We start from the raw sequence: 14,626 nt of genomic DNA on the forward strand, positions 1-14,626 counted from the left end.
TCAGGGCACCTCGATGAAGAGGCAACACCGTCGGTGAGGGAATGACGTGAGCGACAACTCTGTAGTACTGCGGTACGGGGACAGCGAACACAGCTACCCCGTTGTGGACAGCACCGTCGGCGACAAGGGATTCGACATCGGCAAGCTGCGCGCCGATACCGGTCTCGTCACCCTGGACAGCGGCTACGGCAACACCGCGGCCTACAAGTCCGCGATCACCTTCCTCGACGGCGAGCAGGGCATCCTGCGCTACCGCGGTTACCCGATCGAGCAGGTCGCCGAGCGCGGCACGTTCCTGGAGACCGCCTACCTGCTGATCAACGGCGAACTGCCGACCGTCGACGAGCTGGCCGAGTTCAAGGGCCAGATCACGCAGCACACCCTCCTGCACGAGGACGTCAAACGGTTCTACGACGGCTTCCCGCGGGACGCGCACCCGATGGCGATGCTGTCGTCCGTGGTCAGCGCGCTGTCGACGTTCTACCAGGACAGCCACAACCCGTTCGACCCGGAGCAGCGCCACCTGTCCACGATCCGGCTGCTCGCCAAGCTGCCGACGATCGCGGCCTACGCGTACAAGAAGTCCGTCGGCCAGCCCGTGGTCTACCCGCGCAACGACCTCGGCTACGTCGAGAACTTCCTGCGGATGACCTTCTCGGTCCCGGCCGAGGAGTACCAGCTCGACCCGGTCGTGGTCAGCGCGCTGGACAAGCTGTTCATCCTGCACGCGGACCACGAGCAGAACTGCTCGACCTCCACCGTCCGCCTGGTCGGCTCCTCGCAGGCCAACCTCTTCGCGTCGATCTCCGCCGGCATCAGCGCCCTGTGGGGCCCGCTGCACGGCGGTGCCAACCAGTCCGTGCTGGAGATGCTCGAGCGCATCCAGGCCGACGGCGGCGACGTCGACTCCTTCATCCGCAAGGTGAAGAACAAGGAGGACGGCGTCAAGCTGATGGGCTTCGGCCACCGCGTCTACAAGAACTTCGACCCCCGGGCGAAGATCATCAAGGCCGCGGCCCACGACGTGCTGTCCGCGCTCGGCAAATCCGACGAGCTGCTGGACATCGCGCTCAAGCTCGAAGAGCACGCGCTCAGCGACGACTACTTCGTCTCGCGGAAGCTGTACCCGAACGTCGACTTCTACACCGGCCTGATCTACCGCGCCATGGGCTTCCCGACCAGCATGTTCACCGTGCTGTTCGCCATCGGCCGGCTGCCCGGCTGGATCGCCCAGTGGCACGAGATGATCAAGGAGCCGGGTTCCCGGATCGGCCGCCCGCGGCAGATCTACACCGGCATCGTCGAGCGGGACTACATCCCGGTCGAGGCCCGCTGACCCACGCCTCCGCCCTGCGGGCCCCGGCCCGCAGGGGCGCCAGGTCGAACAAAGAAGCGCCCCGCGACGGATCCCCCCACGGGTCCGGCACGGGGCGCTCCCGTTTCCCGGTGCGGATCCCCCCACGGGTCCGAACCGGGCGTTTTTCGTCGGCCGCGCCGGGCCGGGACGAAAGGCCCGGGAGGGCCGCTCAAAGCTCCCCGGGCGTCGCCCCGGCGACGCAACCCGGATCGTCCCCCAAAGACGATCCGTACCCGCAGTCTCCCACCGACTCAGCCGGGAGTGCGGTCCTCAAGACATAAGACCCGCGAACCACCGTAATGGTTACGTTCCAAGCTATGTGATCTACGTCTCTGATGGGAAGCAGTTTTCGCAGGCTACCCCGCGCGCGGCCGCTTCGGGGCGATCCCGTAGCGTGCTGACTCTTCCCGAGGGGCGGAGTACATGGCAGAGAACGGGACAGCGATCCGCAACATCGTGGTGACGGGCGGCGGTACGGGTATCGGCCTGTCCATCGCGACGCGGTTCGCCGCGGACGGCCACCGCGTCACGATCGTCGGCCGGCGCCGCGAGGTGCTGCACGCCACCGTCGGGGAGCTGCGCGCCCAGCAGGGGCTGGACGTGACCCCCGTGGTGTGCGACCTCGCGGACCCCGACGACGTCGAGGCGGCGCTGCCCCACCTGCCCGACCGTGTGGACGTCCTGGTGAACAACGCCGGCAGCCGCGAACTCGCGGTCGGCGCCGGCCCGCACGGCGTGCTGGCCCGATGGCGCGGCGACTTCGAGCGCAACGTGCTGACGGCTGTCCTGATCACCGAGTCGCTGCGGGACCGGTTCAGCGAGGAGGGCCGGGTGGTCACCGTGACCTCGGTGGCTGCCCTGCGCGGCGGCGGGTCCTACGGCGCCTCCAAGGCCGCGCTGCACGCCTGGAACCACTCGCTGGCCGCCCAGCTCGGCCCGCAGGGCGTGACGTGCAACATCGTCGCCCCCGGCACCGTCGCCGGGACCGAGTTCTTCGGGTCGCGGCTGAACGAGGCGGAACTGACCCGCCGGGCCGGACGCACGCTCGTCGGCCGCGTCGGCCGGCCCGCTGACGTCGCCGCGGCGGTGCTCTTCCTCGCCTCGCCCGAGGCCGGGTTCATCACCGGCGAGATCCTCCAGTGCAACGGCGGCGAGCTGCTGGGCCGCTGACGCCCCGCAAAGCCCCGCCGGACCCCGGCGGCGGCCCCGCCGGGCGGGAGCCGTCCCGGGCTGCCGCGGCCGGGCCGCCGGAACGGCCCTGAGGACCGCTCGAGGCCCGCCGCCGGACCGCTCGAGGACTGCTCCACGGGTACTCCCGGAGTTGCAGTGTCCATGGCCCCAGAGGATGACTTTCCCGGGGAATTCCCGGTGAGATCCCTGATCCGCGCCCAACCCGGTTGCCGCTCGCCCCTCGCGCTGTCAGCGTTGAAGGACGGGGCGGGAAGAGGGGCGGTGGGATGGACGTTGCACTGAGCGTGTCGTCACTGGACTTCACCTCTGGTCTCGCGGAGCACCTCCGGGGTGGGAACGTCTTCTGGGCCTACGCTCTGCTGGCGGCGACGACTGCCCCGCCGCTGGTACCCAACGCGGTGCTGCTGGTGACCGGCGGTGTCATGGCCGCCGAAGGGCGGCTGGACTTCGCCCTGGTCCTGCTGGTCGTGGCCGGCAGCGCCGTGCTCGGCGACCTCCTGATCCACCGACTGGGCCGGGCGATGAGCGGCCGCGTCGTGGCGAAGATGCACCGCCGCCCCCGAAGGGCGGCCCTGCTGCGCTGGGCGGCGCTGCGCATACAGCGGCACGGCGTCCCCTTCGTGATCGGTGTGCGCTTCCTGCCCAGCGGCCGGGTCATCGGCGGGCTGGCGGCAGGGGTGACCCGCTATCCCGCGCGCAGGTACGCGGTGGGCGCCGGGGTCGCCGAGGTCGTCTGGGCCTCCTACTCCGTCGGCGCCGGATACGTCAGCGGGCGCGCCGCCTCCAACTCCTTCTACGCACTCTGCCTCGGCCTGGGCATCTCGCTGCTGGTCGCCGGGATCGGAACCCTCGCGCAGTGGGTGTCGCGCACCCGCGACCGGCGCCGCACGGGCGATGCGGCCAGGCCGTCGGTGGTCGTGGCCGCCTCGCGGGCCGGCGAGGACGACGCCGAGACCTTCGTCTGCCCGACCCCCGGCGGACCCGGCGGCTGACGGCCCCGCGGCGCGGGACTACCGCGCCCTGACCGCGTCCGGCGCCTCGGCCTCCCTCCCCTCGGCTCCGGCGCCACCCCGGGGTGCGGCCGGGATCGCCTCGGTGCCGACGAGCGGCGCCAGATAGCGGTAGAGCATGCTCTTCAGCTCCCGCACGTACGGCTCGCGGCCGTCGGCCTGCTGCTGGACGGCCAGGTCGAGGCCCGCCTTGAACATCGTGAAGCTCATCTGGGCCACGAGCGTGCGCTCGGCCAGCGACATCGACGGGCGGCGGACGGCCAGCAGCGCGGTGACGGAGTCCACCAGGGACTGGTGGAGGACGTCGTGGTCCTCGGCGACCTTGCCCGGGGTGTCGGGGCCCTTGATCAGGGCGAGGAAGACGGGGTTGGCGGTGTTGAACTCGATGAACGGGTCGGTCACCGCGTCGATCAACTCATCCAGCGGCAACCGGGCGTTCTCCGGGGTGAAGACCCGCCCGTGCGCCTCCTCCATCTTCTGCAGGAGCTGGCCGCTCAACTCGACGGCGATGGCCTCCTTGTTCGGGAAGAACTGGTACAGCGTGCCGGGCGACACGCCGGCCTCACGCGCGATCGCATTGGTGCTGGAGGCGGTGTAGCCGGCCGTGCAGAACACACGGGCGGCCGCCTGCAGCAACTGCGTGACGCGCCGTTCACCGCGGGCCTGGCGGCGCCGCGGTGGCCTCTCGTCCGCCTCGGACACATTGACTCCCAGGGAGGATTGACAAACACGAGAGGTCGCTCGCATTCTTGAAATGCGAGCGGTCGTTCGTGTTTTTGAGTCTAGTCGTGCTTACCGGTCATGTCGTCTATGGGGAGAGGACACTGTGCCATGTCCGAAGTCAACCGCGGGGAGACCGTCGGAGGCTGGACGCGGGCCGTCACGGCCAGGCCGCGGCTGACGCTGCTGCTGGCCCTGCTGTTCACCGCCCTCGCCGTGGTCGCCGGCAACGGCGTGGCCGACCGCCTGTCCAGCGGCGGTTGGGAGGCCCCTGACTCCCAGTCCTCGTACGCGACCGCGGCCCTCGCCCGGCACTTCCCCGCCTCGCAGCCCAACCTCGTGCTGCTGGTCGACGGCAAGGGCGCCGACGTCGACAGCCCGGCGGTCGCCGGCGAAGGCCAGGACCTGGCACGCAGGCTCGCCGCCGACCCCGACGTGACCGGAGTGACCTCCTACTGGGGCACGCACGCACCCGTGCTGCGCGCCAAAGACGGCCGGTCGGCGATGATCACCGCCCGGCTGCGCGGCGACGACAACGCCATCGCCAAGGAGGTCAAGCGGATCGAGCCCGCCTACCGCGGGACGCACGGCCCCGTCGGCGTCACGGTCGGCGGCGCGGCGGCCGTCCGCCACGACCTGCAGACCACCATCCAGCAGGACCTGGTCCGCGCCGAGATGATCGCCCTGCCCATCACGCTGGTGCTGCTGGTGATGGTCTTCGGCAGCGCGGTCGCCGCACTGCTGCCGCTGGGCGTGGGCATCGTCGCCATCCTCGGCACCAGCGCGGTGCTGCGCGGCATCACCGAACTGACCAGCGTCTCGGTCTTCGCGGAGAACCTGACCACCGCTCTGGGACTGGGGCTGGCCATCGACTACGCGCTGTTCATCGTGCGCCGCTTCCGAGAGGAGCTGGCGACCGGCCTACCCCCGCGATCCGCTGTCGGCGCGACGCTGCGCACCGCCGGGCGCACCGTGCTGTTCTCGGCCCTGACCGTGGCCGCCTCGCTGTCGGCGATGCTGGTCTTCCCCCAGTACTTCCTGCGCTCCTTCGCCTACGCGGGCATCGCGGTGGTCCTGCTGGCGGCCGGCGCCGCGCTGATCGTGCTCCCCGGCGCCCTGATGCTGCTCGGCGCACGCGTGAACGCCCTGGACCTGCGCAAGGTGGTGCGCCGCCGCCGACTTACCACCGGCGAACCCGGGGCCGGGTACGCGCGGGTGGCCCGCCTGGTGATGCGCCGGGCGCCGCTCTTCGCCGTCGGTGCGGTCGCTGCCCTGCTGCTGCTCGGACTGCCCTTCCTCCAGGTGAAGTTCGGCACCGCCGACGACCGGCAGCTGCCGGCGGCGGCCGAGTCGCACCAGGTGCAGCAGCACATCCGGCATGAGTTCCCCGGCAGTCCGGACGGCGCGATCACGGTACTCGCCGAAGGCGCCGCGCCCGCCCAACTCGCCGCCTACGAGCAGCGGATCGCCGAGCTGCCCGATGTGGTGCGCGTGGACGGGCCGGTCACCGCCGCCGGCACCCGCGCCGCCTACCTCACGGTGCTGCCGAAGGGCGAAGCCGTGGACTCCGGCACCCAGGGCCTGGTCCGCCAGATCCGGGACGTCCCCACGGACTTCACCGCCTCGGTCACCGGTCAGGCAGCAGTCCTCGTCGACACCAAGGACGCGATCGCCGCCAAACTCCCCTACGCGGCAGGCATCATCGCCGTGGTCACGCTGCTGCTGGTCTTCCTGCTCACCGGAAGCGTCGTGATCCCGCTGCAGGCGGTGCTGCTCAACGCCCTGAGTCTGACCGCGATGTTCGGCTCGGTGGTCTGGGTCTTCCAGGACGGCCACCTGTCCGGCCTGCTGGGCTTCACCTCCACCGGCAGCATTGAGACGACCCTGCCGGTGCTGATGTTCTGCGTCGCCTTCGGGCTGTCCATGGACTACGGGGTGTTCCTGCTCTCGCGGATCAAGGAGGAGTACGACAGGACCGGCGACCACCGCTCGTCGATCGTCTTCGGGCTGCAGAGGACCGGCAGGCTGATCACGGCCGCAGCGGTCATCCTCGCCGTGGTCATGGTCGCGATCGGCACTTCCCGGGTGGTGAACACCAAGATGCTCGGGCTGGGCATCGCCCTGGCCGTGCTGATGGACGCCATGGTGGTCCGCACGCTGCTGGTCCCGGCCGTGATGCGGCTGACCGGACGGGCCACCTGGTGGGCGCCGCCGGTCCTGCGCAGGTTCCATGAACGGTTCGGCATATCCGAGGGCGAGGGCGCCGCTGCCACCGTGCCCGCACCCGGGGCGAGGGACCCGCGTCCCGGAGAGCGCCGGGATCCGGAGCCCGCGGCCAAGGGCTGACATCCGCTCAGTCCCCGTCCCGGCGGCCGCGGTTACCTGGTCGCCGGGCACTCCATGCCCGCACCGTGTCGGCGTACCAGTACGGCTTGCCGCTCTGCACCAGGTCCGGATCGGGAAGGTGCCCGTGCTTCCGGTACGAGCGCACGGTCTCGACCTGGACGCGGATGTGCGCCGCAATATCCGCGTATGACCACAGTGTCCGATCGGCCATGATGTGCCTCCGTTCGGCGGGGGTTGTCGGTCAGTACCCTCGCCCGGCCGGCGGCGACCGGAGGTGTCCGCACGTGGCTGTTGATCGTCTGTGACGTGGAACCCGCGTAACGGTGACAAACGTCGCGAAGGGGTAACGTCGGTGCACCGGCCGATCCGGCCTCCGACGCCCCCGGCGGGGCCGTGGTTAAACAGCTCTCAGGGCACATGGGTTGAAGCGCTTCACCTCATGCACCCCATCCGCTGTCCTGGTATATCGGCCGTCTTCGACGGGGAAGGAGGATCAGTTCGATCTCTTTCGTCGAAGCGCCTCGCTGGGTAGATTGAGTCGCGTCTGCTTCCTGTCCAGCGTCGGATGGAGCCCGCCATGGCCACCCTTGCCGAGGTCGCCCGGCACGCCGGTGTCTCCGCCAGCACCGTGTCGTACGTCCTCAGCGGCAAGCGGTCGATCTCCGAGGAGACCCGCCTTCGGGTGGAGAGCAGTATCAGGGAATTGGGCTACCACCCCAACGCGGGCGCCCGGGCACTCGCCAGCAACCGCTCCCACATCATCGCGCTCATGGTGCCGCTGCGCACCGACATGTACGTACCGGTGATGATGGAGATCGCCATCGCGGTGGCCACCGCGGCACGCGGCTTCGGCCACGACGTGCTGCTGCTCACCGGCGAGGAGGGGCCGGAGGCGGTCCGGCGGGTGGCCGCCAGCGGGCTCGCCGACGCCATGATCGTGATGGACGTGGAACTGGAGGACGAGCGGGTGCCGCTGCTGCGGGAGTCGGCGCGGCCGTCCGTGTTGATCGGCCTGCCCGCCGATCCGGCCGGACTGACCTGCGTGGACCTGGACTTCGGCGCGACCGGGGCGCTGTGCGCGGACCATCTGGCGCAGCTCGGCCACCGGGACGTCGCGGTGGTCGGCGAGGCCGCCGCGGTCTACCAGCGGCACACCGGCTTCGCCGAGCGCACTCTCGACGGGCTGCGCACGCGGGCCAAGGAGCACGGGATGCGGGTCATCCACCGTCCCTGCGAGGGGAGTTACGAGTCGACGGCAGGGGTGCTGGCGCGGATCTTCGAGGAGCGGCCGGACACCAGCGCCCTGGTGGTGCAGAACGAGGCGGCCGTCGGCCCGATGCTCGCGCTGCTCCGGCAGCAGGGGCGGGCGGTCCCCGAGGACGTGTCGGTCGTCGCGATCTGCCCGGAGCAGGTGGCGTTGCAGGCGTCCGTGCAGCTGACCTCGGTGGCCCTGCCCGCGCAGGAGATGGGCCGGCAGGCCGTCGAGCTGGTGATGGCCAAGATCGAGGGCCGGGAGGCCGCGCCCGTCACGTTGCTGCCGCCGGAGCTGACCGTCCGCGCCAGTACCGGCCCCGCTCCCGCGGCGTCCTGACGCCCGCAGCGCCCTGCCCCGGCCACCGGCGCACGGGCACCACCGTCCACAGGGCGGGACGTGCCCGGTCACGCCTCCTTGCCGGCCACCACGGTGAGCAGATGGGCGGCCGCCTCCGTCATCGCGTCGCGGGCCGGCCGCAGGTAGCGGCGGGGGTCGACGACCGAGGGGTTCGCGGCGAGGTGCTCGCGCACCGCGCCGGTGAAGGCGATGTTGAGGGCGGTGCCGATGTTGACCTTGACCATGCCGGCGCCGACCGCGCGGCGCAGCACCTCGTCGGGGACGCCCGACGAGCCGTGCAGGACCAGCGGCACCGGGACGGCGTCGCGCAGCCGCGTGATCAGCTCCAGGTCGAGGCTGGCGGTGCGCTCCGTCATCGCGTGGGAGCTGCCCACCGCGACCGCGAGGGCGTCCACGCCGGTCGCGGCGGTGAAGGCCGCGGCCTCGGCCGGATCGGTGCGCACGCCCGGGGCGTGGGCGCCGTCCTTCCCGCCGACCTCGCCGAGTTCGGCCTCCACCCACACCCCCTGGTCATGGGCCCAGGAGGTGATCCGCGCGGTGGCCGCGACGTTGTCCTCGTAGGAGAGCTTCGAGGCGTCGAACATCACCGAGGACACGCCCGTGGCGACGCCGGCCCGCAGCAACTCCTCGTCCTCGACGTGGTCCAGGTGCAGCGAGACCGGTACCGAGGCGCCGCGGGCGACCGCCGCGGCGGCGGCGACCACCGGCTCGACCCGGCCGCCGTGGAACTTCACCGCGTTCTCGCTGATCTGCAGCACCACCGGAAGGCCGGTGCGCTCGGCGGCGGTGGTGATCGCCTCGGCGTGTTCGAGGGTGATGACGTTGAACGCGGCGACGCCCTGGCCCGACAGGCGGGCGGCGGCGACGAGTTCGGCGGTGGCGACGGAAGGCATGGACGGTCCTCGGGTCGGACGGAAGACGGCAGGCGGGGACGCAGACAGGCCGGCAGACCGGCACCTGGGAGCGGTTCGGGCTGCGCGGTGCGCGCCGGGGAGGCGGCGCGCAGCCGCATCGTGCGGCGGGCCGGGCGTGCGGCGGCCCGGAGCGCCCTGGAGGCCAGGGAGCCCGGGGCGACGGCCGCCGCGACGAGTGGGGAAACCTCAGGCGAGGATGACCGACCGGGTCAGGTTGCGCGGCCGGTCGGGGTCGTACCCCTTGGCCTCGGCGATCGCCACCGCGAGGCGCTGCGCGCGGATGAGGTCGGCCAGCGGGTCGGCGTCCGGGCGGCTCTCCAGCCGCCCGCCCACGGCGGCGACGTTGTCGGCCAGGCCCTCCGGCAGCGGCCCGAAGGACCACACCGCGCGGCCCGGGCCGGTGATGCTGATCGGGCCGTGCCGGTACTCCATCGCCGGGTAGGACTCGGTCCAGGCGCCCGCCGCCTCACGCATCTTCAGGCCGGCCTCCTGCGCCAGCCCGTAGGTCCAGCCGGTGCCGAGGAAGGTGAACTGCTCGGCGGCGGCCAGCCCGTCGGGCAGTTCCTCGGCGACGGCCTTCTCCGCGTCGGCGATCGCGGCGGCCAGGTCCTCGCCGAGGTGGGCGCGCAGCAGCGCCAGGACAGTGGTGGCGAACCGGGTCTGCACCACCGACTGCTCGTCGGCGAAGTCCAGGACGATCACCTGGTCCGCCGCGTCCATGACCGGGGTGGCCGGGTCCGCGGTGACGGCCGTGACCGGAACGGTTCCGCGCAGCCGACGGCAGACCTCCAGCACCTCGGTGGTGGTGCCGGACCGGGTGATCGCCAGCACCCGGTCGTAGCCGCGGCCGAAGGGGAACTCCGAGGCGGCGAACGCGTCCGTCTCGCCGAAGCCCCCGCGCTCGCGCAGCGTCGCGTACGCCTGCGCCATGAACCACGAGGTGCCGCAGCCGATCACCGCGACGCGTTCCCCATGGGCGGGCAGCTTGGCCGCTGCCGACTCCGCCTCCGGCCCGGTCGTGGCGGTGGCGAGCGCGACCGCGCGCCGCCAGCACTCGGGCTGTGTCGCGATCTCGGCGGTGGTCAGGGACGAGGCGGACATCGGTGCTCCTCACATGAGCCGGCAAGGGGCGCGGCACGATCGCCGCGCGGGGTGCTTCCGCCAGTGTAGATGAGCAATCCTGCGTGAAACGACCCCCGTTCGATCAGATTTGCGCAACCCGCTGCCGATCGTCCCGCCGGGCCCGTCCGCCTGCCGCAGCGGGTCCTGTCACATCTCGACCCCCTGGACCCCTCATATAGGTGAAGGGCGCGCCGCCGAGGAAACGGCGGGCAGTTCCGCACGACCACAGGCATACGCGAGTGCGCACGGAAGCGAAGGAATCATGACCACCGAGATCGAACGCATCGTCACCGCCAACCATCCCGAGCAGATCAACTTCACCGAGATGTACGTGACCCACGACGCCCTGCGGCGCGACCTCGCGCGCATGGCGGAGGCCGCCGCGGCCGGGCGGGCGGACGCTCCGAAGGTCCTGGACGGCTGGGCCACGTTCAAGCGGCAGTTGGACGTCCACCACGGCGTGGAGGACGCGTGGCTGTGGCCCAACCTCAAGAAGCACCTGGCCGACCGCCCCGACGACCTGGCGCTGCTGGACGACATGGAGGCCGAGCACTCCGTGATCGACCCGCAGCTGGCGGCGGTCGACGCGGCGGTGGCCGCGGGCTCGGGCGAGGTGGCCGCCAGGGTCGAGGAGCTGCGCTCGGCCCTGGACCACCACCTGACCCATGAGGAGGTCGCCGCGCTGCCCCTCATCCAGTCGGTGATGACGGTCCGCGAATGGGGCGGCTTCCGCCTCGCGATGGGCCGCAGGCAGAAGCTCAGCGGCGCGGCCGAGTGGGTGCCGTGGATCATCGACGGGATGACCCCGGACGACGCCCGCAGGTGGCTGCAGCGCTTCCCCCCGCCGCTGCGCATGATGAACCGGCTGTTCTGGGAAGGCCGGTACCGCGGCCGCGACCTGTGGTCGTACTGAGTCCCGCGGACCGAACGGGGGCCGGTGGGCGAGCGGCGCGGACGTCCTGAGCGGACGCGCGCGGAGGGTCACTGAGGGCAGCGGGTCGCCGCCGAGGGCTGTCCGTTCTCGGCGAGGTCGTCGGTGGCGACCCGGCTCGCCTTCGACGTGCGCATCAGGAAGTCGACGATCACCATCAGGTCCGCGTCGTCGTACTGCGAGCAGACCTCGTCCATGGCCAGGTCGAGGCCGGAGAACATGAACGCGACCTCGGCCTCCTTCTCCTGGACGACCTTGACGAGTATGGAGCGGCGGTCGGTGGGGTTGGGTGTGCGGACGACCCAGCCGCCGCGCTCCAGGCGGTCGAGCACGCCGGTCAGTGTGGCCGGGTGCATACCGGCCCGCCGCGACAGCGCCGTCGGCCCGATCGGGCCGTAGCGGCCGACGAGGCCGAGGCACTCCAGATCGGCGTCGCGCAGGTCGAGCTGAGCGCCCACCTGGTGGCTGAGCAGGGCGAGTTGGATGCTGAGGTCGCGCAGACCGTCCTTGATCCGGGCTGTGAGCCGCGTGCGCCGCCGAACGTCCGAGGCCGCCGGCGACCCCTCGCTGGACGGTGTCGCTCCCATACGCAGTGAACCTCGCATCGCTCGCTCACCGGGAGGGCCCGGGCTCCAGGCGCATACCCTCTCACAACACCCTTTCCAACTCGTAGGCTTCCAGGCAAACATTCCGGGGGCACCCGGTGCGCGGACCGCGCGCCCCCGGAACCGGGCGAGGCGAACTGCCGGTCGTGTTGCCGGTCGCCCCGCTGTGTTGCCGGTTCACCCCGCGGCGATGCCCTCGCCGCCGACCGCACCCGGCACCGTGACCGAGCCGATCGCGGTGAGCGAGCCGTCCGCGTTCACCCGGAACTCGTCCACGATGCCCGCGGCGCCGGTCTGCACGTAGAGCGTGCGGCCGTCGGAGGAGGCGGCGGCGTCGACGGTGCCCGGGTCGGTGGCGGTGGTGCCGAGCGCGGTGAGCCGGGGGCCGACGCGGTAGCCGGAGAGCGTGCCGCTGCCCGCGTTGGAGGCGTACAGGTGCCGGCCGGTGACGACCACCCAGCAGGTGGCCGCCTGCCCGGTCAGGACCTGCTGAACGGGCGTCAGGCGGCCGTCGGGGTGCAGGACGAACGTCTCCACGGCGTTCGGGCCCGCCTCGGTGACCTGCAGCCGTCCCGCCCGGTCGAAGGCGAAGCCGAACGGCACCGCGTTCGGCGTGGAGGTGACGACCGGCCGCGCGGACGGCGCCCCCGACCTGCCGGTGCCGAAGACGTCGATCGAGTTGGCGCCGGCCTTCGTGGTGACGACGAGCTTCGACCCGTCGGGCGTGAAGGAGATCTGACCGGGCGTGTGGGTGAACTGCGGGGTCGCCTGCGGGTCCAGGCCCAGCCCGCGGTGCCAGGAGTCGACGCCGCGCAGCCCGTTGCCGGTGCGGACGAACCCCTGGATGGAGCCGCCGTCCAGCGCGTTGAGGACGTACACCCGGTTGTCGTGGAAGGTGACGCTCACCGGGAACCGGCCGTCGGACGGGATCTCCTGCAGACGCTCCAGCGCGTCGCCGTGCACGGCGAAGACGGTGAGGGAGTCGCTGCCGGCGTTCACCGCGTACAGCAACCGGTGGCGCGTGTCGTAGGCGAGCGAGCCCTGCGAGGCCAGGTGGTCGACCACCGAGCCGTCGAGCATCCCGCCGCGTCCGCCGGTGGGGTAGACGCCGCGCTGCGACAGGGTGCCGTCGGCGGAGCGGTGGTAGGCCACCACGGTGTTGGCGGTCGTGTTGTCGGTCTGGACGAAGACCGGCGCACCGGCCTGGTGGGACGCCAAGCCGACACCGGCCGCGGTGGCGGCGGGCGCGGAGGCGAACAGGGTGGCTGCGGCGACGGCGGCGGCTGCTGTGGCGACCCTCGTGCGCAGGGCGGGCCGGAAGGAGGGGACGGCGACGGGCATGGGTGAGCGACTCCTCGTGCAGGCGGGAGGGAACGCGCCGCGGCAGCACCCAGCCGAAGCCCAACCTGCCTGTCTGGCAGGTCAGTTGGGGACCTCGGGGCGTGCTGTCGGGCTGTTCGTCAAGCTAATCCGCACAGTAGGGGGCCGGGTGGGACAAAAGCCGCAAAGTGCTCAGGTGTCCGGAGTCCGTAAGGAATTCCCGCTCGGATGGCGGAAGGCGCGTGCGGGGGAAAACCGCAGCTCACGGGCTAGTTCTGGGGTCCGGCCCGCGGTGCCCCGCGTGGGTGGGTCAGGCCGCGCGGCCGGGGTTCTCGGTGTCCGCGGGGTCGCGGGCGATCTCGGCACGGATCGCCGAGCATGACCGGCTGATCAGCCGGGAGACGTGCATCTGCGAGATGCCGAGCGTCTCGGCGATCATGCTCTGCGTCATGCCGCCGAAGAAGCGCAGGTAGAGGATCTCGCGCTCGCGTTCGGGCAGGCGGCACAGCTGCGGCTTGACGGCCTCCCGGTCCACGACGGTGTCGATCGCCGGGTCCGGGGCGCCGAGGGTCTCCCCGAGGGACAGCGGGCCGACGTCGGCCGGCCCCTGGGTCTGCGCGTCCAGCGACAGCGAGGTGAAGCTCTCCATGGCCTCCAGGCCGTCCGCGGTCTCCTGCTCGCTCAGCCCGGCGTGCGCCGCGATCTCCGCGACGGTCGGAATGTGGCCGCCCGCCCGCTGCGTCAGCTCCTGGCGGGACGCCCGCACCCGTGAGCGCAGCAGCTGCACCCTGCGCGGTACGTGCACCGACCACATGCAGTCGCGGAAATGCCGCTTGATCTCCCCGTCGATGGTGGGAACCGCGTAGCTCTCGAACGCCGTGCCGCGCGCCGGGTCGTACCGGCTGACGGCCTTGACCAGCCCGAGAGCGGCCACCTGCTGCAGGTCGTCCAGGGACTCGCCGCGGTTGCGGTAGCGGCCGGCCAGCCGGTGGGCCATCGGCAGCCACTCCGTGGCGATCTCCTGCCGGAGCCGCTCCTTGTCGCCCCCCTCGGGCAGCCCGGCGAGCCGGCGGAACGCCTCGGCGGTGTCGGGCGCGTCATCGTGGGGGTGGTGGGTGGTGCGGTGCGGGGTCGCGCGGCGTGTCGTGCTGCGGGCGGATGCGTTGCGGTGGGGGCTGCTTGCGGCTGACGACATGGCTCACCAGCTCCTCGAACACTGCGGAGGTCTCACCGCTCGGCGGTGGGGGCGACGTGCCCGGAGCAAGGTAGGTGTGCCCGATCTGAGAGGTTTGTAATCCTTCTGGCTGTATACCCGGTATTTTCCTCTGCGCTGCGGACAGTGATCCTGGCATATGCGGGAGGACGGGGATGCCGCCCCCGCGCTCCGCCGATCCGCCGGCTACGGGGTGGTGATGATGGCGTCGAGGGTGCGGGGTCCGTGGACGCCTTCGACGCGGTCGAGTTCGATGTCGCTGGTGGCGGAGGGGCCGCTGATCCA

The 14,626-nt window shown here is 71.8% G+C and carries 13 protein-coding genes and 1 pseudogene; 6 read left to right on the top strand and 8 right to left on the bottom strand.

From position 1 onward, the window contains the following. Positions 1-46 precede the first annotated feature (46 nt). From ACH4TG_RS23065 to ACH4TG_RS23075, 3 genes are all read left to right on the top strand, one after another. Positions 47-1,336, top strand: coding sequence for a citrate synthase (locus ACH4TG_RS23065; protein ID WP_398244313.1), 1,290 nt, complete (start codon positions 47-49; stop codon positions 1,334-1,336). A 444-nt stretch (positions 1,337-1,780) separates the two neighbouring features. Beyond that, positions 1,781-2,527, top strand: a complete 747-nt coding sequence (locus ACH4TG_RS23070) for an SDR family NAD(P)-dependent oxidoreductase (RefSeq protein WP_398244314.1) — start codon at positions 1,781-1,783, stop codon at positions 2,525-2,527. A gap of 287 nt (positions 2,528-2,814) precedes the next feature. Beyond that, positions 2,815-3,540, top strand: a complete 726-nt coding sequence (locus tag ACH4TG_RS23075) for a DedA family protein (RefSeq protein WP_398244315.1) — start codon at positions 2,815-2,817, stop codon at positions 3,538-3,540. 18 nt (positions 3,541-3,558) lie between these two features. Here the strand turns inward: ACH4TG_RS23075 and ACH4TG_RS23080 are convergent, their stop codons facing one another. Beyond that, complete coding sequence (locus ACH4TG_RS23080) at positions 3,559-4,260, bottom strand: TetR/AcrR family transcriptional regulator (RefSeq protein WP_398244316.1); 702 nt, start codon at positions 4,258-4,260, stop codon at positions 3,559-3,561. 129 nt (positions 4,261-4,389) lie between these two features. On the opposite strand from ACH4TG_RS23080, the gene ACH4TG_RS23085 reads away from it, so the two are divergent. Next, positions 4,390-6,624 (top strand): MMPL family transporter, encoded by a 2,235-nt coding sequence (locus ACH4TG_RS23085; protein ID WP_398244317.1) that lies wholly within the window; start codon positions 4,390-4,392, stop codon positions 6,622-6,624. A 7-nt stretch (positions 6,625-6,631) separates the two neighbouring features. On the opposite strand, the gene ACH4TG_RS23090 is transcribed toward ACH4TG_RS23085, so the two are convergent. Next, positions 6,632-6,835: a MarR family transcriptional regulator gene (locus ACH4TG_RS23090; protein ID WP_398244318.1), complete on the bottom strand. Its 204-nt coding sequence runs from the start codon at positions 6,833-6,835 to the stop codon at positions 6,632-6,634. Between the two features lie 366 nt (positions 6,836-7,201). On the opposite strand from ACH4TG_RS23090, the gene ACH4TG_RS23095 reads away from it, so the two are divergent. Further along, positions 7,202-8,215: a LacI family DNA-binding transcriptional regulator gene (locus ACH4TG_RS23095; RefSeq protein WP_398244319.1), complete on the top strand. Its 1,014-nt coding sequence runs from the start codon at positions 7,202-7,204 to the stop codon at positions 8,213-8,215. 68 nt (positions 8,216-8,283) lie between these two features. On the opposite strand, the gene ACH4TG_RS23100 is transcribed toward ACH4TG_RS23095, so the two are convergent. Then, entirely contained in the window at positions 8,284-9,129 is an 846-nt protein-coding gene (locus ACH4TG_RS23100) for a ketose-bisphosphate aldolase (RefSeq protein WP_398244320.1), read from the bottom strand. A 207-nt stretch (positions 9,130-9,336) separates the two neighbouring features. Beyond that, complete coding sequence (locus tag ACH4TG_RS23105) at positions 9,337-10,251, bottom strand: SIS domain-containing protein (protein WP_398244321.1); 915 nt, start codon at positions 10,249-10,251, stop codon at positions 9,337-9,339. Between the two features lie 283 nt (positions 10,252-10,534). Between ACH4TG_RS23105 and ACH4TG_RS23110 the strand changes: the two genes are divergently transcribed. Further along, positions 10,535-11,185: a hemerythrin domain-containing protein gene (locus ACH4TG_RS23110; protein ID WP_398244322.1), complete on the top strand. Its 651-nt coding sequence runs from the start codon at positions 10,535-10,537 to the stop codon at positions 11,183-11,185. Between the two features lie 68 nt (positions 11,186-11,253). Here the strand turns inward: ACH4TG_RS23110 and ACH4TG_RS23115 are convergent, their stop codons facing one another. The 4 genes and pseudogenes from ACH4TG_RS23115 to ACH4TG_RS23130 form a co-directional block, all read right to left on the bottom strand. Beyond that, entirely contained in the window at positions 11,254-11,790 is a 537-nt protein-coding gene (locus ACH4TG_RS23115; protein WP_398244323.1) for a MarR family winged helix-turn-helix transcriptional regulator, read from the bottom strand. A gap of 195 nt (positions 11,791-11,985) precedes the next feature. Then, positions 11,986-13,149: a lactonase family protein gene (locus tag ACH4TG_RS23120; RefSeq protein WP_398244324.1), complete on the bottom strand. Its 1,164-nt coding sequence runs from the start codon at positions 13,147-13,149 to the stop codon at positions 11,986-11,988. 289 nt (positions 13,150-13,438) lie between these two features. Next, positions 13,439-14,323, bottom strand: coding sequence for a SigB/SigF/SigG family RNA polymerase sigma factor (locus ACH4TG_RS23125; protein ID WP_398244325.1), 885 nt, complete (start codon positions 14,321-14,323; stop codon positions 13,439-13,441). Between the two features lie 204 nt (positions 14,324-14,527). Then, a pseudogene (locus ACH4TG_RS23130) lies at positions 14,528-14,626 on the bottom strand (lactate utilization protein C); the annotation flags it as partial.

This window comes from Streptomyces sp. NPDC020917 (genome assembly GCF_044333795.1).
In the GTDB taxonomy this organism is placed as follows: domain Bacteria; phylum Actinomycetota; class Actinomycetes; order Streptomycetales; family Streptomycetaceae; genus Actinacidiphila.

Coding starts and splice junctions, on each gene's coding strand:
- ACH4TG_RS23070 (WP_398244314.1), top strand. CDS start 1,781: ATGGCAGAGAACGGGACAGCGATCCGCAACATCGTGGTGACGGGCGGC.
- ACH4TG_RS23075 (WP_398244315.1), top strand. CDS start 2,815: ATGGACGTTGCACTGAGCGTGTCGTCACTGGACTTCACCTCTGGTCTC.
- ACH4TG_RS23085 (WP_398244317.1), top strand. CDS start 4,390: ATGTCCGAAGTCAACCGCGGGGAGACCGTCGGAGGCTGGACGCGGGCC.
- ACH4TG_RS23090 (WP_398244318.1), bottom strand. CDS start 6,835: ATGGCCGATCGGACACTGTGGTCATACGCGGATATTGCGGCGCACATC.
- ACH4TG_RS23095 (WP_398244319.1), top strand. CDS start 7,202: ATGGCCACCCTTGCCGAGGTCGCCCGGCACGCCGGTGTCTCCGCCAGC.
- ACH4TG_RS23100 (WP_398244320.1), bottom strand. CDS start 9,129: ATGCCTTCCGTCGCCACCGCCGAACTCGTCGCCGCCGCCCGCCTGTCG.
- ACH4TG_RS23105 (WP_398244321.1), bottom strand. CDS start 10,251: ATGTCCGCCTCGTCCCTGACCACCGCCGAGATCGCGACACAGCCCGAG.
- ACH4TG_RS23110 (WP_398244322.1), top strand. CDS start 10,535: ATGACCACCGAGATCGAACGCATCGTCACCGCCAACCATCCCGAGCAG.
- ACH4TG_RS23115 (WP_398244323.1), bottom strand. CDS start 11,790: ATGGGAGCGACACCGTCCAGCGAGGGGTCGCCGGCGGCCTCGGACGTT.
- ACH4TG_RS23120 (WP_398244324.1), bottom strand. CDS start 13,149: ATGCCCGTCGCCGTCCCCTCCTTCCGGCCCGCCCTGCGCACGAGGGTC.
- ACH4TG_RS23125 (WP_398244325.1), bottom strand. CDS start 14,323: ATGTCGTCAGCCGCAAGCAGCCCCCACCGCAACGCATCCGCCCGCAGC.